Below are 19,800 nucleotides of genomic sequence, written 5' to 3'. Positions count from 1 at the left end.
GGGATAAATTTTAACATTTATTTTAACTGATTTTATAATTGGTATAGCCGGATAATATTAGGGAAGCCAAGTAATGAGCGTAGTTCGCGAATACCTTGCGCTAAATGATTGCGACTACGTACCACGATATGAATAATGGTATCGCTGCTACGCACGTCGACCTTTTCGACCCCGATATTTAACTGGCGCAGATGATAAATCACTTCACTGATTTGCTCATCACTGAGAGCAATTGAGAGCTTAAGGTAAGCGGGAAAACGGATTTTGCTACCGTGTTCGTCTGAGTCGCTTTGCTTAATTGCTTTATCATTACGCCAGCGCAACTGAATAACTTGATAAGGATTGTCTTTACGGATATCGTCCAATGAAAAGCATTTATGTCGATGGACAACCAAACCATGACGCGATAAATGGCCAACGATAGGGTCACCATAAATCGGGTGACAGCAATTGGCAAAATCAAGCTCGACGCCTGAGGCATTGACAATCAGCTGCTGCGGCTGGGTCATATCATCAATATGTTCTTGCGATTGAATATCACTGACCTCATCGCTAAACAAACGGGTGACCACTAGTTGCGGCAGTAACGTACCGGAGCTTATTTGCTCAAATAGCGCATCTCTTTCTGTCAAACCGCGCCATTCGGTGAGGTTTTTCCAATCACTCTCGCTTAAATCATCGAGGCTTTTCTGATACGTTTTTAAGGCGCGGTCTAAAGCTTGCATGCCATGATGCTGCTTGTCTGCAGGAGATAAGTCTTTAAACCAGCGCAAAATCTCTACCCGGGCTTTATTGGTGACCACAAAGCCAAGCCATTCCGCCTTTGGTTCGGAGTGGCTATTGACTTCAATCTCGACCAATTGACCGTTTTTCAGTACCGTACCGAGTTTCGCATGCTTATTATCGACATTGGCACCGACGGCAACATTGCCGACCATAGGTCCAACGGCATAAGCAAAGTCGAGCGCAGTTGCGCCCTGTGGTAACTCATAAGCGCGCCCCTGCGGACTATAGCAGATGATTTTACTCGAGTGCAGATAATCCATCAGCTCATTAATGGTAGAAACCGCCGCTGAGAAGTCAGGGCTGTCCTCATCCAAGCTGTCTTCATCGTCGACCAAGTCTTTCATATTGCGTAATGAGGCTTGAATGACCGATTGGCTGACATCTGAGGCGTGTTCTGCGCCAATAACGCCAAGCCTTGCAGCATTTTGCATTTGCTTGGTTAAAATCGTCACTTTAACAAAATCATTGTCGCGCTCATAGATAAGGGTCAGCGACTGATTACCACCCGGTAGCGGGCGGCGAATATTATCAGCGATATGGCTGTCATCAATCTGATATTTTTTAATCAGGTAGTAAGCCAATTTGTCACAGGCTTCGATATTATCAAGGACAATCTCAAACGCATAATGGCGCAACAGCGCATTGATTTCACCGCGATTACGGAAAAACTGGCGAAAGATAACGACGCGATTGTCTAAGACTTTAACCATGCCATTCAGACCAAGATTGTTTAGAACAATACTTAAATAGCGATGAATGGCTTCTCTTTGAAAATTACGCCCAAGCCCGTGTTGTAGCAGCTTATCAGACAGCTTGTTATACATATCGGAGTCAAGGTTACGATAGCAAAGTACCTCGATATAATCGGCAATGTCATTGAGACCCATTAAGCGTGCAAAGGGCACATAAAAATCTAGGGTTTCTTGCGCGGTGGTGCGCTGTTTTTCTGGGCGTACCGCATCCAGCGTCGACATATTATGTAGGCGATCAGCGAGTTTGATAATCAATACCCGTGGATCGGCAAGGGTGGCCGTCAAGATTTTATGAAAGGTAGCCGCTTTATTTTCTTGTTTATTATGGGTCGATGATTTTAATTTGGTCACACCGTCGACCAGTCTTGCCACTATTTTGCCATAACGCTGCTGAATCTGCTCAGCACTGATCTCGGTATCTTCGACCGTGTCATGGAGGATGGCTGCAATAATCGTATCGCGATCCAAGCGAAAGCCTGCCAATATTTCGGCAACGGCAATCGGATGAGTGATATAAGGCTCCCCTGATTTACGCTTGTCTTTGATATGCGCAATATCACCGAACTCACAGGCATCAATAATATCACTACGTTCAGCCGCAGTGAGATAACCTACTGAGCGCAGCAGATTATATTGAGCGTCATCGACTAAAGGATGACTGAGTTTGGGTAAGGTTTGACTCATAAAGCGGCGATCCTATTTTCCAATACCTATTTGTCAGTTCAAGACGGTTTCTTGGTTCTCGACTGTTTAGGTAAATGGTGACTGAATGAATGCTGACCTACGCTATCAAAGCTTAAAGACATCAAAGCTTAAAGACGCAGAGCTAAAAAAGGGGCAGACCACCTTCTAATTAATCGTAAATTGCATTCAATGTCAACTGCTAAGCGAGTAGGCTATGCAAAAATTAAGAAATTCCCACTCAATGGTAGGATTTTCGCTATAAACGGTGGTTAAAATTGCTAACTGTTTAATATATAGTCGATTTAATTTAAGAAATAACAATATACTGCTGGGATAAATTTTTCAAAGCCTCTGGAGCGCAAAGCGCACAGCAAGAGAGGGGAATTTATCCCAGCAGAATACTATTTCGTTTTGAATTGACTACAATAACTTAGCACTATAAGTAGCGTCATCAATAGCCTTACAACCAAAAAACCACAGCCTATGCTGTGGTTTTTATTAATCAGGAATGTCATCACTTAATAAAGTGGTCATACAGACTAAGCACTAAAAGCTGGCTGATAAAGCCTTATTAGAAGCTATGATCGCCTGATAATGCTAAATCTAATGAGCTTGTAGCAAAGTTATGATCTGGCTGATTTAAAATGTCACGGGTAATTTTGCCCGCAGCAATTTCACGCAAGGCCAATACAGTAGGCTTGTCGTTATCAACGTCAACCAACGGTTCAGCAATACCTTTGGCCAACTGACGGGCGCGCTTGCTTGCGACCAATACCAGCTCAAAGCGATTATCAACATTATCCAAACAATCTTCAATCGTCACTCGTGCCATAAATAGCTACCTCGGTTGTTTTTATTAGTCACGGAGCTTGTCCGTCACTCAATAAAAATAATATCAAAAATACAAAAGGGGGATAGCTAGGCATTATAGCATTTTTTGTTTAAGCGCGTGGTTGCTTTTTATATCGGCTGCTACTTATATCTACGACGCCGCGCGCAATGCCCAGATAAGAAGATAGATAATGCGATTTTAGCATTCCCCTTTCCCTTTTCTTTTGGCTAATCTTCTACTTTAGTACTCAGTAAGTTGGTAATGGTGCGATGGTAACGCTGCTGTTGGCGTTTAAGCGTCTGTCTATCAGCGACGATAACGGCTTTGAGCTCAGTCAGTGCTACTTCAAAATTATCATTAATAATCACAAAATCAAAATGTACGTATTGTGCCATCTCAGTGACTGCGCCTGCCAAACGCTGCTCTATCACTTCTAGCGTATCTTGCGCGCGCGTCGATAGACGTTGACGTAAGGTAGCAATACTTGGCGGCAAAATGAAAATCATCGTCGCGTCGGTGAAGATTTTTTTCACTTGTAGCGCCCCTTGCCAATCAATCTCTAAGATGACATCGACGCCGGCTTCTAACTGCGTGCGTACGCTTTGCTCTGAGGTACCATAATAATTGCCAAACACTTCGGCATGTTCTAAAAACTTGCCCTCACCGATGGCTGTCACGAATTTATCAACATCGGTAAAGTGATAATGATGACCATCAATCTCACCGGGACGCGGCGCGCGAGTGGTGTGCGACACGCTGACAGTCAAGTCATTGGTAGTAGCCAATAACTGCTTTACCAGTGAAGTCTTGCCTGTACCCGAAGCGGCGGTAATAATAAATAATGAACCTGTCATACGGTATTTCCTAATGAAGTGTTTCCTAATGGAGTCTGTTCTAATGGAATTTGCTCTGATGCAATCTGCTCTAATAAAGTGTGTCCTAGCAAAATCTAGGCTAGTAAAAATCTGTACTGCTAAAAGACCAAAACTGTTTTAGTAAATGGCTAAAAACTGGTAAAAATAAAAAACGCCATCAGGTATGGCGCTAGAAACTTATATTGAGGCGCTAGAAACTTATATTGAATGGTAATCGATGCCTTATTATAAACTGCTTTTAGGGCTTTTATTTTATTTAGCACAAGCTTTTCATTACTTAGCTGTCGTTCTGAAGTGATTTCTAAATGAAAAGGCGCTTTAGCCAATGTATTGTTAATTTAAAACATGGCTATTTTCAAAGGCAATAAAAGCAAATTATGCTAAAGTAGAGCATTGATTTTATCCCCGTTTTTAATGTGAAGCTGTTTGATATTTAGCTTTAACTATAAATTATCTAATGATAGGCCCTCTTATGCAAATTTATCTTGCCAATCCACGTGGATTTTGTGCTGGTGTAGATCGCGCGATTGCGATAGTGAACGAAGCATTGACACGTTTTGAACCACCCATTTATGTGCGTCATGAAGTCGTCCATAATAAATTTGTGGTGTCTGATTTGGCCAATCGCGGTGCGGTGTTTGTTGAAGAGCTGCATGAAGTACCCGATGGCTCAATCGTTATTTTCTCAGCTCATGGCGTCTCAAAAGCGGTGGAAGATGAAGCACAGCGCCGTGACTTAACGGTATTTGATGCGACTTGTCCGCTCGTTACCAAGGTACATATCGAAGTGGCAAAATTTGCTCAAGACGGTATGGATGCGGTATTGATCGGTCATGCAGGACACCCTGAAGTGGAAGGCACCATGGGGCGCTTTAATCGTCGCCACGGCGGTGAGATTCATTTAGTCGAAAATGAAACCGATGTCGAAGCTTTGAGTGTCCAAAATGCTGAGCACTTGGCTTTTGTTACCCAAACAACCTTGTCGATGGATGACACCGCGCGCGTTATCGATGCATTGCGTGAAAAATTCCCGAGTATCCAAGGTCCGCGTAAGGACGATATCTGTTATGCCACCCAAAACCGCCAAGATGCGGTCAAAGATTTAGCCGGTCGCTGTGAGGTGGTTTTAGTAGTTGGTTCACCAAACTCGTCCAACTCTAACCGTTTGCGTGAATTGGCCGAGCGTATGGATTGCCGTGCTTATCTGATTGATAACGCCACCGAGATGGATAGACGTTGGTTTGATGGTATACAAAGCGTCGGTGTGACCGCTGGGGCGTCAGCGCCTGAGGTATTGATTCAAGAAGTACTCCAGCAGCTGCAAGATTGGGGCGGCGATTTACCAAGTGAGCTGTCAGGTATCGAGGAAAACGTTACTTTTAGTTTGCCGAAAGCCTTACGTATTCCGGTCACGCAAGTAGGTAAATAACATGAAAAAGCAGAAGTTTGTCTTGGCAGAGGCGTCGCTTGATGAGATTAATAAGCAATTGAAAATCAATATGTTTACCATTGTCATGCTGATATTGGTGCTTTTTATGAATATCGCGCAGTTTATGAGAGATTACAGCCTGCTATATGGTGCGCTTATTGCCATTATGGCTTTTTTTCTATTTGTAATGGCCAAAAGTCGCACGCTGCTAACGATGAGAAAACAAGAGCTTACCAGATAAGTTATACAGGCAAGCTAAGTTTAACCATATTTATAACAACATTGACTTCTCACGGCGATTAAAAGTACTGAGTCAACAAAAAAGATTGGATTAAAGATTAAGGATGTTCATGTCAGCTTATTATCATTTTATCAAACGCGAACAGCAAGAAGGCGGCGTCAGCGTCGCTCATTATCAGCCAACCAAGCATGCACAAGGCGCTTGGAATCAGCATGAGCAGCATATGGCACCAGCGACAGGATTGCTGACAGCGGAGCTCCAAGGCTATGCACCGCAAGCCAATACCCGTATTGCCCGTATTAGCCTAGATATTTTAGGCTTGATTCCGCTTGATGACTTTACGATTACCACCCGTTGTATCCGTCCGGGTAAGACCATTGAGCTGATTGAGGCGGTCATGAGCAGTCGTGGCCGGGATGCGATTATTGCGCGTGCATGGCGTCTTATGACCCAAGATACCAGTGAGATTGCAGGACTTGAAGATCAAAAAGCTCGGTATCAACCTGAGGAATTGCCGGTTTGGGATGATATGAAAGGTTGGCCGGGCGGTTTTATCGAAAGCGTACGCTTAGTGGCTGATCCAGACCGTCGTCCTGGTCGTGGCATGGTATGGATCACCAACGATGTCGAGATGGTGGAGGGCATGCCTACTGATGATTTGGTGCATCTACTAGGCATGGTTGATACTGCCAATGGCGTGGTGCCACGCCTCGGTCTTGGGTTATCGCAGTTAGAGTGGATGTTTCCCAATACGGATTTACAAATCCATATGCATCGTATCCCAACAGGTAAATGGCTTGGTATCGAAGCCATGCAGCAATACGGCAATGATGGCATAGGGCTGACTAGCGCCGTGCTGCATGATATACATGGTCCATTTGGTCGTAGCGAGCAAATCTTGACCATTCGTCCGATGCCGCGCTAATTTTAACCTGATATCTTTGGCTGGCTGCACTTAAGTAAGCCATTGTATCTTTTAATAAAATCCTAGCTTTTAATAACATCTAACATTGTGAAGCAGCTTTTATTAAACAGCTAGAAATCATTCTATGTTATATAAAATAAATGAAAAGTATGTAATTAATCTATTATACAAATAATTAAAAATCGGTTGTAATGGAAGCCAACAAGATATCAAAGTAGCTCATGGTTGCTAGGATGAGTTTTAATAATAAACGCCACACTCAATTTATCTCAAAAGGAATATGATGATGAGCGATAAGAAATACCCTTACGATACCACCCCACTGACGATGAGCAATGGTGCCCCTGTTGTTGATAATGAAAACAGTAAAACCGCTGGCAAGCGCGGGCCGCTTTTGGCAGAAGATTTATGGTTGAATGAAAAGCTGGCCGATTTAAACCGTGAAGTTATTCCAGAGCGTCGTATGCATGCTAAGGGTTCTGGCGCGTTTGGTACATTTACCGTAACCAACGATATCACCAAATATACTCGCGCTGATATTTTTAGCGAAGTGGGCAAGCAGACCGAGATGTTTGCGCGTTTTAGTACAGTCGCAGGCGAGCGCGGCGCGGCTGACGCTGAGCGTGATATTCGTGGTTTTGCTTTGAAGTTTTATACCGATGAAGGTATTTGGGATTTGGTCGGCAATAATACACCAGTATTCTTTGTCCGTGACCCACGCAAGTTTCCAGATTTGAACAAAGCGGTTAAGCGTGATCCACGTACCAATATGCGTTCAGCGACCAACAACTGGGATTTTTGGACGTTACTGCCAGAATCGCTACATCAGGTTACCATTACCATGAGCGATCGCGGTCTGCCAGCATCGTATAGACACATGCATGGCTTTGGCTCGCATACCTATAGCTTTATCAATCGTGACAATGAGCGCTTTTGGGTCAAATTCCACTTCGTTACCCAACAGGGCATCAAAAACCTAACCGATGCCGAAGCCGCTGAAATCATTGCTAGCAATCGTGAAAGCCATCAAAAAGACTTGTTTGAAGCTATTGAGAATGGCGATTTCCCGAAATGGAAAATGTACGTACAAATCATGCCAGAAGAAGAAGCCGATACCGTGCCGTACCATCCGTTTGATTTGAGCAAGGTCTGGCCAAAAGGCGACTATCCACTGATTGAAGTCGGCGAGTTCGAACTCAATAGAAATTCGGACAATTATTTCTTAGACGTAGAACAAGCAGCATTTGCGCCGAACAATCTAGTACCTGGTATCAGTGCCTCACCAGATCGTATGCTCCAAGCCCGCTTGTTTAGCTACGCAGATGCCCAGCGTTATCGTGTCGGGGTCAATCATAAGCAGATTCCAGTGAACAAACCACGTTGTCCGGTCACCAGCAATCACCGCGATGGTGAAGGTAGAATAGGCGACAACTACGGCGGTCGACCACATTATACGCCAAACAGCTTTAGCCAATGGCAAGATCAACCTCAGTATGCTGAGCCGCCACTCAAGATTGATGGCTATGCGGATCACTATGATTTCCGTGAAGACTCAAATGATTACTTCAGTCAGCCACGTGCTTTATTCAATCTGATGAATGATGAGCAAAAGCAGGCACTGTTTGATAATACCGCAAGAGCGATGGGTGATGCGTTAGACTTTATTAAGTATCGTCATATCCGTAACTGCAACTGGTGTGACCCTGCTTATGGTGAAGGTGTTGCCAAGGCATTAGGATTGACTGTGGAAGATGCGATGGCAGCGCGCGAGTTTGATCCCGCACGCGATTTGCCTAGCTGTCTATAGACTGCAAATTATAACAATTGATTTAAAAGTACCGCTCTAGGAAACTAGGGCGGTTTTTTTATGGCTAATAACTATTTTTGGCTTGTTCGAGCTTGAAATTTTCGCCCGTGCCCCTATCTGATTAAGCAGCCTAACAGTATTTACAGCGCAGTCTTATTAAGCAGATTGGCGACACTGTTGGTATTTGAAAATTTGCGATTTATGTGTGCTGGCAACAGCATTTTTGGTAACAATAATAGGAGTTTTTATGAGTGAACAGACCCAAGCGGACAATAAAAACGCTAATAACCTTGATGTTAATAAAGACACCCCTGAATTAAAAAAACACACTTTTGAAGCAGAAGTGGCGCAGCTGCTGCATTTAGTAACCCATTCGCTCTATTCTAACGCCGATATCTTTGTGCGTGAGTTGGTCTCAAACGCCTCTGATGCCTGCGATAAATTGCGCTTTGAAGCGACCAATGATGACAGTCTTTATGAGGACGATGGCGAGTTAAAAATCCGTATCGATATTGATGAAGGTGCTAAAACCATTACCTTTACCGATAATGGCATTGGTATGAACGAAGCCGATGCGATTGAGAACTTGGGCACGATTGCTAAATCTGGCACCAAGGCATTTTTAGACAAATTGTCTGAATCACAAAAACAAGACGGTCAACTAATCGGCCAGTTTGGCGTTGGTTTCTATTCAGGCTTTATCGTCGCTGACACCATCAGCGTTGAGTCACGTAAAGCAGGTGAGACTGCCGATAAAGGCGTGCGCTGGGTGTCAGATGGCACAGGTAGCTTTACCGTTGAGCCTATCACTAAAGCCACGCGTGGCACCGCCATTACTTTGCATCTAAAAGAAGAGTATGCGGCAGGCGAAGACAATTATTTAGACCGCGGCAAAATCAAGCGTTTGGTCAATAAATACTCAGACCATATCAGCTTGCCGATTCAGATGCGTAAAGAAGTTTGGCAAGAAGATGAGGTTGAGGAAGGAAGTGACACGCCTGCCAATGGACAAATGGTACTGACTGACGAATGGGAAACCATTAATAAAGCCAGTGCGCTTTGGACTCGCTCAAGCTCTGAAATTGAAGATGATGAGTATGTCGATTTTTATAAAAACATCACTTATGACATGGATGCGCCGCTGACGTGGACGCATAACCGTGTTGAAGGACGCGTGCAATATACCCAGCTGCTTTATATTCCTAAAAAAGCGCCGGTAGATTTATATACGCGTGAGCAGCAGCATGGTCTAAAGCTCTATGTTAAACGCGTCTTTATCATGGACGAAGCTGAGCAGTTATTGCCGATGTACCTGCGTTTTGTTAAAGGGGTCATCGATTCAGCGGACTTGCCACTTAACGTCAGCCGTGAAATTTTACAAGAATCGCGTGATGTAAAGTCTATCCGTGATGGTAACGCGCGTCGTATTTTGACTTTGCTAGCAAGTCTTGCTAATAGTGAAGATGCCGATAAGCAAGAAAAATTTGCTCAGTTCTATAGCGAATTTGGCGATGTTATCAAAGAAGGTCTTGGCGAAGACATGGGCAATCAAGAGCGTATTGCCAAATTGCTGCGTTATGCCACCAGCACCGACGATAAGGTTGAAACCAGCTTTGAAGACTATAAAGCGCGCATGAAAGACGGTCAAAAAGCCATCTATTATCTAACGGCTGATAACTTGGCGGCGGCAAAAAATAGCCCGCAACTTGAGCTATTTAAGAAAAAAGGCATCGAAGTTATTTTGATGACCAGTCGTGTCGATGAATGGGCGATGAATTTCTTAACCTCATTTGATGAGACACCGCTACAAAATATCGCTAAGGGTGCGGTTGATTTGGGCGACTTGCAAGACGAAGCGGAAAAAGCTGAAGCGGAAAAAGCTGTGGAGGCCATGAAGCCTGTCGTTGATAAATTAAAGACGGCTCTAGGCGAGCGCGCCAAAGACGTTAAAGTGTCAACACGTTTGGTTGATAGTCCAGCATGTTTGGTGGTTGGAGAAGGTGAGCTGTCGCCACAAATGATTCAAATGTTAAAGCAAATGGGTCAAGATGTACCAGAAAGCAAACCAACGCTTGAGGTCAACCCTGATCACCCACTGATTAAAAAGCTTGAGAGTAGCGAGCAGTTTGACGGTGATTTTGACAAGCTTGCGCAAGTGATTTTTGACCAAGCATTATTGGCGGATGGCGGTCAGTTAGATGATCCTGCTGCCTATCTAAAACGCGTCAATGAGCTATTGATGAGATAATGTTTAAGGTTTGATAGAAGGTTTTGATAAAAAAGGAGGTCTTAATGCTAAGGCCTCCTTTTTTAATAGGTTTTTAGAGGAATCTTCAAGCGATTTTTACAAATCAGCCTTATGCTCTTGACCGACAATCCGTTACAATTGTGACAGATTAGCGCGCTAAACGATTTCGTTGCGCTTTTCGCGTCCTATACCCATTTTATCGTAAATCAGATATAAAATTGCTGCCAATAAGCTCTCTAAAAAACGTAGGTTAATTATATTAAACAGCCTATTAAACGTTGTGCACAGCAAGATACATTATCATGGATTTGCGTTATTTCTCTCGACTGGCTAGAGGTCTAAGTCTTTGTCACTTGCGTCGTTAAAAACTGTCTCGCTTCAGCGCTTTTCGCTCAATTTCGCTGCCAATATTATTGCAACCTTATGGATGCTAGTAGGGTCAACGCGGGCGTTTTCTTGGGTAAAACCCACCTTTATCCAGTTTGCAGTCTTCGCCTTATTAGCACTGGGTAGTAATGTGCTTTTTTCGTGGTTGGCGGCAGAGAATGGTAGCGTTTTTAATGAGCAAGGGTTGGTCAGCTATTTAATTTGGCCGATGATTATTCTGTTGGGCGGTATTATTTTGGCACGCCGCGCCGGTAATCAAGCGCTGGTTTTTGTGCCTGTGGTGCTGTGGTTAGTCGCCGATACCTTATCTGCGCTACTGCAAAGCCTTGTGCAGTTTTTTGGCAGCTATGGTTGGCTACCAAGTTGGAGCTATTCACTTTTACCGATATTATTTTTAGTGCTGTTTTTATGGCAAACATTGGCGTTGTTATGGATTTTCTCTCGGCGCTTGCGGGTCCCTTGGTGGGAGCGCATTATTGTCATCATCGGGGCAGTGGCATTATTGACCATTTGGCAGCGCAATGTCGCTGACCAGCCGATATTTAAGCAAATCCCTGTTGAACCGGTACTAGAAGAGGCGGCCTTATACGAGCAGCCAAGATTGCTGCAGCAAGCCCTAGACCGCATTGACCCCAGTATACCGGGTAAAAGCGACTGGTATTTTATGGGCGTGGCAGGATTTTCAGATCAAAACGTCTTTCGCTCTGAGATTAATAAAGTCCGTGAGCTGTTCGATGTGCGCTTTGGTACCAGCGGGCATTCACTGGCATTGGTCAATAATAATTACACGTGGTTGGATGAACCCATTGCGACTAAGACCAGTATCTTGCGCGGTTTAAAAACCATCGGTCAGCAGATGAATGCTGATGAAGATGTGCTATTTATGACCCTATCATCGCATGGCGATCAAGATTTTATTCATCTATCAAATCCGCCGCTAGCGATGGACAATTTGGACGCTACTTGGCTGCGTGAGGCATTAGATGCTTCCGGTATTCGTTGGCGTGTCATCGTGGTGTCTGCGTGCTATTCAGGCTCATTTATCGATGAGTTGGCCTCTCCAACGACGGTGGTGATTACCGCCTCCGCTGCTGATAAGATGTCGTTTGGTTGTACCAATACCGCTGAGATGACCTATTTTGGTCAAGCATTCTTTGCCGAAAGTTTGCGTGAAAACACCAGCTTTTCTGATGCCTTTAAAGACGCCGCTTACCGGGTACAAGAGCGTGAGCTTTATATGGGTTTTGAGCCATCAGAGCCGCAAATGGTCATTGGTAGCTTAATGGAAACCGCCTTGCCAGCATTTGAGCAAGCCTTGTTTGATAAAACACGGCCGTCGCTTGCTAGTATGACCAATAGTACCAATGCTAATAATGCTGATACTGCTGCAAATGTGCCGGTAAATATTGCCCCTGCTGCTATTGATTAAATATTCATTACTAAACACTAATTTCTCACTATTAACTATTAATCACGAATGACCGATTATCTCTCAACGCTTATTTTATCTTAGATACAAAGGATATTACTCATGAATAATGCTTATAACCATAGTTTTTCAGCCAGTAGCCAGTTGACCCAAAAAAGTGTCAATCGCTGTTTCGATGGAGAGCAGCATTACTACAGCCACGAGTCGACGTCGACCAAAACGCCGATGACGTTTAGTATTTATCTGCCCGATGAAGCGCTTGCCGGTCGCCGCTGTCCCGCGCTTTTATATCTCTCAGGCTTGACCTGTAATGCCGATAACGTCACTCATAAAGCCCATTTCCAACAAAAATGCAGTGAGCTTGGCATGATTTTTATTGCGCCTGATACGTCTCCTAGAAGCAGTGAAGGTCACGATGTACCAAACGACGAGCGTTATTTTGTTGGGCAGGGCGCAAGCTACTATGTTGATGCGACGCAAGCCCCGTGGTCAGAACACTTTAATATGCAAAGCTATATCGTTGATGAATTATACGATTTGCTGCGCTCTGAGTTTCCGATTGATAGTATTGGTATCACTGGGCACTCAATGGGCGGTCATGGCGCTTTATTGTTGGGCTTTAAGTTCCCAAGTAAGTTTGTCAGTGTCTCCGCCTTATCGCCTGTTTGTGCAGCCAGTGAGTCAGCGTGGGGGCAGGCCGCTTATACCGAATACTTTGGTGATGATAAATCATTATGGGCGCAAGCAGATGCTGCACAGCTGATTATGGAAGTTGGGCAGCAATACACCAATATTTTGGTCGATCAAGGGGGCGCTGATAACTTCTTAGCAGAAGGGCAACTGCAAACCTCTAAGCTCCAAGAAGCTTGTAATAAGGCACAGCAGCCGCTGACATTGCGCTATCTTGCTAGTCACGACCACAGCTATTACTTTATTCAGACAGTGATTGATGACCATATTGAACATCACTGGCGTATGGCGCAGATGGGTTAAGCCGGTTAAATAATGGCCGCCTATTAACTAAACGGATAGCCCGTTATATAACTTGACAGACAGTTACGCTGATTATTTAACCAACCGCAGTTATTGGTATAAAATAGAGCTTGGTTGGATAATCAATGTGCTTAAAGGTAAGGTTTTATGATAAACAGTCTGACAGCGTCGGCAAATGCGGGTGCAAATAATACAACGCAAAAAGCCGAATCATTGCTTACGGTTATGCAAGCTGATATGGCTGCTGCTATTAAAGATAAGCAGCAAGAAAATAAGCAGCAAGATAGTATTGCGCAAAAAAGCAATCTAAAGCCAGCTGCCAGTAACGACAAATTATCTTCTGCAACTGCCGCTAAAGAACTTGATGACGTGCAACTATCACGGGTGATAGAGATGGCGTGGGAAGACAGGACACCGTTTGAAGCGATACAACATGGCTATGCTCTCGATGAGACAGCGGTCATCAAGTTGATGCGTCAAGAGCTAAAGCCGTCATCTTTTCGCTTATGGCGTCAGCGTGTCACCAACCGTCCAACTAAGCATCAAGCCAAGCGCCCGTTTGATGTCGGTCGTGCTTATTGCAAAACCCAATATAAGCCGCGTTAGTTATTTAGCTTTATTTATTTAATAGCCAGCTATTGACAGTTAATGAATTAAAACCAGTTATTTAAATGCTAACAATATGCATTAAAAGCCTTTTTTATTAAACTTTTATACAAACCTCAATTAGGTAGCTCAATTATGATTAGCCCCTCTAAACCGTATCTAATCGCTCCTTCTATTTTATCTGCTGACTTTGCCAGACTGGGTGAAGAAGTAGAGCGTGTATTAGAATCGGGTGCGGATGTCATCCATTTTGACGTAATGGACAACCATTATGTGCCCAATCTAACTTTTGGTAGCATGATATGTAAAGCGCTGCGCGACTATGGTATTGAGGCGCCTATCGATGTCCACCTGATGGTGTCGCCAGTCGATAGTATGATTGAGCAGTTTTTAGAGGCGGGTGCGAGTGTTATCACCTTTCATCCAGAAGCCAGCGCCCATATTGACCGCTCTTTGCAGCTTATCAAAGATGGTGGGGCTGAATGTGGCTTGGTATTAAATCCCGCGACGCCGCTACATTATCTAGATTATGTCATGGATAAGGTGGATCAAATCTTACTCATGAGTGTGAATCCTGGTTATGGTGGTCAGTCATTTATCGAAGGCACTTTAGATAAAGTCCGCCAAGTTCGTCAACGTATCATTACCAGTGGTCGCGACATCAGATTAGAAGTAGATGGCGGCATCAAAGCCAGTAATATCCGTGCGATTGCCGAAGCAGGCGCGGATATGTTTGTCGCCGGTTCCGCTATCTTTAACCAAGAAGATTATAAAGCGGCTATCGATGCCATGCGCGCAGAGTTGGCCTTGGCAAATGGCTACTAATCACCCTTTGTAGCCATCAGAATGAATGATAACTATAGAGTGATAATCATAGAGTCATGACCAATAACAAGTCATGTAAAGGTGAAATATGGATAAGCAAAAGCCCGTTAACGCCCCAGTACCGCCTCAATCTGTTAAAGAGACTGAGTCGCAGCCAGCTAGTTCGCAATCACCTAGCTTGCCATCACCTAGCTTAGTGCCCAAAGGGATTACCATTGGCATGGCTGCTTTTGCCTTGGTGCTCAGTCTTGCAGGTTACGGCTTTCGCTTGCTGATTGGTGAGGATGTGGGAGAGGTGTTACGCCATGCGGCGGTAATAGTGCCAGCCTTTATGATTGGTATTCCGCTGTTTTTCTGGGTAGGTTCACGCATTTTAAATAAGGTTAAAGGTTTGCATATAGCGAGCTGGAATGCCATTAGTTTGGGTTATTTAACCTCTTGTATATCGATCCTTTGGCTAATGGGTACTTATAGCTAATATAAATGCCTCATAATACTGATGTTTTTATGATTTAAAACTTTGCCTTTATCACATTTATCGATTTCTCCTCATTAATAAGTCGCGCTTTATGACGTGACTGGACACTTGCTAGTATGGCCACATCTTCTAAGAAAATCACCGATATCATTTTCCCAAAAGACCTTCCAAACGGTTTATTTATTGCGCTGATTATTGCCTGTTTGCTATTAGGTTTATCCTACCTGCGTCACGGTACCGGGCTGCAAGGTTGGCTACACGTCTTTGAAAATTGGCTACTCATGCTGCTGATAATACCGACCGCCACTGCCACCGTTGCCTTACCATTTAAATACCGTGACCCTACGCTTGAGCTTAAGCTGACCTATTATCTTGGTATGTTCGTCGCCTTCTTATTTACCTTGGCAAAATTGCGCTATTGGCGTTAAGCATCAATTTTTGGCGCATGAGCACCGATAAAGGAATGGATAAAGTGCATTTATGCAAAAGACTTGGACGTCAGCCCTTGAATTGTAGGCGTAAAGCGTCCATTGTATGAGTAAGATAGTTTTGCCCGCATAACTGTAAGACGAGCGCTTTAACGAATAACATGACCGCATTTTTACAGGTGTAAAACGGGATAATAAGGAAAAAATGAATGCCATACGATATTGATAATGACATAGAAGTAGATAGCGACAGTAGCGATCAGTTTGCAGGATTCGCCAAAGAAACCACGCTTGAGCTGGTAGAAGCAGATGATGGTCGCTTACTATTACGTGACGCTGAACAAGATGAAGCGCCGCTCATGACCATTGATTTTTCTGAAAAGCTCAAAGAAATCCTTGGCAGTGATACGCAAGCGATTGGTCAGCATATGATTCATGCTGCGATTCAAGTCATTATACAAAAGCAGATGAGCCAGTGGCATGCCCATGTCTATGATAAAGAGCCAACGCACTATAGTTAATGAATCACTGGTTAAAACGAATAAATGGTCAAAAAATTGGCAATAAAAAAGGGTTTATCATTTGATAAACCCTTTTTTTGTTCAAATAACTTATTTATAGAACATATTTATAAAAAATACATTTTATAAAAAACAGCAATTATTTGATTTTAGCTTCTTTAAAGATCACATGCTGGCGTACTTTTGGATCAAACTTTTTGATTTCCATTTTGCCAGGCATAGTGCGCTTGTTTTTGGTAGTGGTATAGTAATACCCAGTACCAGCAGTTGATACTAACTTAATTTTATCTCTCATGATAGCTTTCCTGTAAATGAGGGGTCTTCAAACGATGGGTATGGGTCTAAAGGATTAAGTCGCTAACGATGCTGGTTTTATCAGCCAATCAATCGCTAGCGTAAGAGCAGTCCAAATAGCGACAATCATCGCTAAGATAGACTGCCAGTTTTTACTTAAACTTTTTGACCTTGTGCGCGTAGATCCGCTAACACTTTGTCGATACCAAGTTTGTCGATAGTGCGCATACCTTTGGTAGACACACGTAGACGTACAAAACGATTTTCAGACTCTACCCAAAAACGATGGTTATGAAGGTTTGGTAGAAAGCGACGACGGGTTTTGTTGTTTGCGTGCGAAACATTATTACCCACCATAGGGCGCTTTCCAGTCACTTGGCAAACTCTAGACATGGCGAACTCCTAATCTATGAGGTATGAGGGATTCTCATACCAGTCTGGGCAAGTTGCACGTTTTTGCGGCATGGACACAGCAAGCGGCAGCTTTGCACCAAACAAAACTATTATGAAGGTTGAGCTGATATTACTGTCATCTAAAGGCAAATAACAGGCAAACCAATTCAGAAAATTTTAAAGCCGACATTTATACCATAAAAGTAAAGAATACTCAAATATTTTTATAATAATCGCCGCTTTAAACGATAGCTATTATACCCTGAATTGCGCGCGCTATGTGATTGATTATTTAATAGTAAAGATTCATTTTTTAGTTGTAAGTTATGACAAAAGTCAGTAAAGTTGCGGTTATATATTTAATACAATCTGTTAATACAACTGTTATTATTGTAAGTTCATGTATCATTACTCATCAAATATGAAGCCATGTAATGATTATGTGTATTTACTCAAACAAATTGCGTTCGCCGCGGAGTTCAAAAATGTCATATAGCTCACTACCTCTTACCTCTAAGTTATTCCAACTTACCTTTTTGACTTGTGCATTAGCCTTGGCGGGTTGTGGTGGGGATGGCGACACTGTAGATTCTATAAAGCCAGAAATACCTGGTAATCCGGGTCAGCCTGAGCCTGGTGAAAGTGGCGAGGATGGAACAGGGGCACCAGTAAGTGGTATGAATGTAACCCCTATAACCTTAACAGACCCAAATGGGAATATAACTCGTACCATTACTTCAGCTGGTGTGAGCGCAGCAGTAAAAGTAACAGATAAAAGCGGAAATCCAGTAAGTAATGCTTTGGTATCCTTTCAGGCTGAGGGTGTTTCGTTTGGTACCAGTAATAGTAGCGTTTTAACAAATGAAAAAGGTGAGGCAACTATATCTGTCAAACCTTTAGATAGTGCAGATACAGGGAGCTATCAGCTCAGCGCAACTGTTAATTATAATGAGTTGACCAAAACTACGCCAAGCTATTATTTTTCTTTACAATCTATACAAGTGTTACTAACTGAATTTGCATTGTCATCTAGCAATTTAGATTCAGGAAGTAATACAAATATTACTCTCAGAACAAAAGATGCAGTCAATGATGTCTACCAAAACGATGTTACTGTAAACTTCACTACTAGTTGTGGAAGCTTTGATAGTAGTAGTGTCATTTCAAGCAATCAAGGCGATGTAAGTACGACTTATAAAGCTATTGATGGTAACGGCAACTTATGTGAGGGCACACAAACCATCACTGCTACTCCTGCGAATAATCCAGCAAACAAACAAACAAAGACTGTCAGTATCGCTGGTGTTGAAGCAAGTTCGATATTTTATACGACCACTGAAAAAGTACAGTTAGGTGCTAGTAATAGTGGTTCATCAAGCTCAGGGCAGATAGAGTTTACTGTATTCGCAAATGGCAGACCTGCTGCCAATCAGCAAGTTGAAATCAGTAAAATACAGGCACCCACAGACTTTAGTTTTGTAACATTAAACAACCAAGCTCCCAGAACAGTAACTAGTGATTCGCAAGGTAAGGTCGTCGTCAACTTATATCCGGGTGCGTTACCCGGACCTGTAGAAATTAAAGCCACTTTAAAATCAAATACCAGTATATTTGCCTTATCAAAAGACATCTCTGTAGCGACAGGACGTGCAACTCAAAATGGTGTTAGTATTTCGTTGAGCAAAAACGTATTAGCTAATAGTGTAGATGGCGATACTGCAACCATTACAGCACGATTAGTAGATAGAGTTGGTAACCCTGTACCTGATGGTACGGTAATAAGTTTCGTCAGTGAAGGTGGTAGAGTAACGCCAAGTTGCGCGACTAACAAAGGAATATGTACGGTTGAGTTTAGCACTCAAAATCCACGTCCAGTAGATAATCGCGTGACTGTTATTGCTTATGTAGAGGGCGATAAAGACTACATTGATAAGGATGGCGATAATCAGTTTAGTGCTGGCGATATATTCACACATAATATCGGCGACTTCTTCCGTGATGATAATGAAAATAACAAATATGATTCTGAAGCTGGCGAGTTTGTATATAGAAGAGGAGCAACTGGTGCTGTATGTGCCCCTTCTTCCAACTCTCAGCCAAATATTACAGATACCTGTAATAATAAGCTGTCAGCTATCTTACGCAAACAGTTTATATTAGGTTTAGCTTCAGATATTCCTGTACCTTCAGGTTTGCCAGGTAGCGTTGCAGCTAATCCAACTAATGATTTAAACACACCTAAACCGGTTAGTTTTAAGGTATATGGTAATAGTGCACGTACAGTAAGTATGCCGTCAGGAACAACTATTAGCGTTACAGCTGAAGATAAGACTAATTACTCTCCAGCAGTTCAGTTAGTAGATACTTCAACTAAAGGACCTAATGATGAAGACATTGTAAGCACCAGAATTGAGATATCTAATGCTGAACCGAATACCGTGGTTGTGGTTAAAGCGGGTTCTTCTACCTTTAACATAAATGTTGATGCTAATGGTTCAGGTTCACAGTCTAATAGTGGTTTGCCAGTAGGGTCATCATTAGTTTTAGTAAGTAAAAGCACCACTTGTGAAGCAGAGCTTACCTCGGGTGCGAAAACTGTACCAAGTATAGTTAATCTGGGAATTGTTAAGGTAGTTGATAGTGCGGTAAGCTATAAGTTTGAATATAGAGGCTGTCGCCCTAATGATCGAATTAAAGTAACAGTGGTAACGCCTTCTCCAGCTGCTACGACTACCACTACTCTGATAGATGTAAGATAAAACTTGATAATCAAAAAAAACCCCCAACCCTCGTGTTGGGGGTTTTTGTATTCATAATCTCAATAATTAAATACAAGCAACTCAATCAGCAAAATATTGCAAAAGCGA

The 19,800-nt window shown here is 43.1% G+C and carries 18 protein-coding genes; 13 read left to right on the top strand and 5 right to left on the bottom strand.

The genetic code is table 11. From position 1 onward, the window contains the following. Positions 1-32: 32 nt before the first annotated feature. From ACP7AA_RS02240 to gmk, 3 genes are all read right to left on the bottom strand, one after another. Positions 33-2,222, bottom strand: coding sequence for a RelA/SpoT family protein (locus tag ACP7AA_RS02240; RefSeq protein WP_426222518.1), 2,190 nt, complete (start codon positions 2,220-2,222; stop codon positions 33-35). A gap of 571 nt (positions 2,223-2,793) precedes the next feature. Further along, positions 2,794-3,054, bottom strand: a complete 261-nt coding sequence (rpoZ, locus tag ACP7AA_RS02235) for a DNA-directed RNA polymerase subunit omega (protein ID WP_201563299.1) — start codon at positions 3,052-3,054, stop codon at positions 2,794-2,796. A 227-nt stretch (positions 3,055-3,281) separates the two neighbouring features. After that, on the bottom strand, positions 3,282-3,908 hold the full coding sequence (gene gmk, locus ACP7AA_RS02230) for a guanylate kinase (RefSeq protein ID WP_426222517.1): 627 nt from the start codon (positions 3,906-3,908) through the stop codon (positions 3,282-3,284). A 493-nt stretch (positions 3,909-4,401) separates the two neighbouring features. Here gmk and ispH point away from each other — a divergent pair, with 493 nt between their 5' ends. The 12 genes from ispH to ACP7AA_RS02170 all read left to right on the top strand — a co-directional run bounded on the left by ispH (position 4,402) and on the right by ACP7AA_RS02170 (position 16,246). Then, positions 4,402-5,358: a 4-hydroxy-3-methylbut-2-enyl diphosphate reductase gene (gene ispH / locus ACP7AA_RS02225; protein ID WP_201628214.1), complete on the top strand. Its 957-nt coding sequence runs from the start codon at positions 4,402-4,404 to the stop codon at positions 5,356-5,358. A 1-nt stretch (position 5,359) separates the two neighbouring features. Further along, the gene (locus ACP7AA_RS02220) at positions 5,360-5,599 is read left to right on the top strand and encodes a hypothetical protein (protein ID WP_201625224.1); all 240 of its coding nucleotides are present in this window, start codon (positions 5,360-5,362) and stop codon (positions 5,597-5,599) included. A gap of 109 nt (positions 5,600-5,708) precedes the next feature. Next, positions 5,709-6,524: a thioesterase family protein gene (locus ACP7AA_RS02215; RefSeq protein ID WP_426222516.1), complete on the top strand. Its 816-nt coding sequence runs from the start codon at positions 5,709-5,711 to the stop codon at positions 6,522-6,524. Between the two features lie 286 nt (positions 6,525-6,810). Then, a complete protein-coding gene (locus tag ACP7AA_RS02210; protein ID WP_426222515.1) occupies positions 6,811-8,331 on the top strand; it encodes a catalase in 1,521 nt (506 codons plus the stop codon). 247 nt (positions 8,332-8,578) lie between these two features. Then, a complete protein-coding gene (gene htpG / locus ACP7AA_RS02205; RefSeq protein WP_426222514.1) occupies positions 8,579-10,579 on the top strand; it encodes a molecular chaperone HtpG in 2,001 nt (666 codons plus the stop codon). Between the two features lie 346 nt (positions 10,580-10,925). Continuing rightward, on the top strand, positions 10,926-12,395 hold the full coding sequence (locus ACP7AA_RS02200; protein WP_426222513.1) for a C13 family peptidase: 1,470 nt from the start codon (positions 10,926-10,928) through the stop codon (positions 12,393-12,395). 102 nt (positions 12,396-12,497) lie between these two features. Further along, a complete protein-coding gene (gene fghA / locus ACP7AA_RS02195) occupies positions 12,498-13,388 on the top strand; it encodes an S-formylglutathione hydrolase (RefSeq protein ID WP_281490994.1) in 891 nt (296 codons plus the stop codon). A 369-nt stretch (positions 13,389-13,757) separates the two neighbouring features. Then, positions 13,758-13,994: a TIGR03643 family protein gene (locus ACP7AA_RS02190; RefSeq protein WP_426222635.1), complete on the top strand. Its 237-nt coding sequence runs from the start codon at positions 13,758-13,760 to the stop codon at positions 13,992-13,994. 135 nt (positions 13,995-14,129) lie between these two features. Further along, positions 14,130-14,819, top strand: a complete 690-nt coding sequence (gene rpe / locus ACP7AA_RS02185) for a ribulose-phosphate 3-epimerase (RefSeq protein ID WP_183620440.1) — start codon at positions 14,130-14,132, stop codon at positions 14,817-14,819. A gap of 88 nt (positions 14,820-14,907) precedes the next feature. Further along, positions 14,908-15,297, top strand: a complete 390-nt coding sequence (locus tag ACP7AA_RS02180) for a hypothetical protein (RefSeq protein ID WP_426222512.1) — start codon at positions 14,908-14,910, stop codon at positions 15,295-15,297. A gap of 116 nt (positions 15,298-15,413) precedes the next feature. Beyond that, entirely contained in the window at positions 15,414-15,725 is a 312-nt protein-coding gene (locus ACP7AA_RS02175) for a hypothetical protein (RefSeq protein WP_183620456.1), read from the top strand. A 209-nt stretch (positions 15,726-15,934) separates the two neighbouring features. Beyond that, on the top strand, positions 15,935-16,246 hold the full coding sequence (locus ACP7AA_RS02170; protein WP_426222511.1) for a hypothetical protein: 312 nt from the start codon (positions 15,935-15,937) through the stop codon (positions 16,244-16,246). 139 nt (positions 16,247-16,385) lie between these two features. Here the strand turns inward: ACP7AA_RS02170 and rpmG are convergent, their stop codons facing one another. Both rpmG and rpmB read right to left on the bottom strand, forming a co-directional pair. Beyond that, on the bottom strand, positions 16,386-16,541 hold the full coding sequence (rpmG, locus tag ACP7AA_RS02165) for a 50S ribosomal protein L33 (RefSeq protein ID WP_010201403.1): 156 nt from the start codon (positions 16,539-16,541) through the stop codon (positions 16,386-16,388). Between the two features lie 155 nt (positions 16,542-16,696). Further along, positions 16,697-16,933 carry a 50S ribosomal protein L28 gene (rpmB, locus tag ACP7AA_RS02160; RefSeq protein ID WP_149488796.1) on the bottom strand — a complete coding sequence of 79 codons (237 nt, stop codon included), beginning with the start codon at positions 16,931-16,933 and terminating at the stop codon, positions 16,697-16,699. Positions 16,934-17,418: 485 nt separating this feature from the next. Between rpmB and ACP7AA_RS02155 the strand changes: the two genes are divergently transcribed. Then, positions 17,419-19,692, top strand: coding sequence for a hypothetical protein (locus ACP7AA_RS02155; RefSeq protein WP_426222510.1), 2,274 nt, complete (start codon positions 17,419-17,421; stop codon positions 19,690-19,692). The last annotated feature ends 108 nt before the right edge of the window (positions 19,693-19,800 follow it).

The organism is Psychrobacter sp. DWR1-2-3 (assembly GCF_049896465.1).
GTDB classification, from domain to species: Bacteria; Pseudomonadota; Gammaproteobacteria; order Pseudomonadales; family Moraxellaceae; genus Psychrobacter; species Psychrobacter maritimus.
The sequence above is the reverse complement of the archived record's forward strand: the minus strand, read 5'-3'. Positions and strand labels throughout refer to the sequence as shown.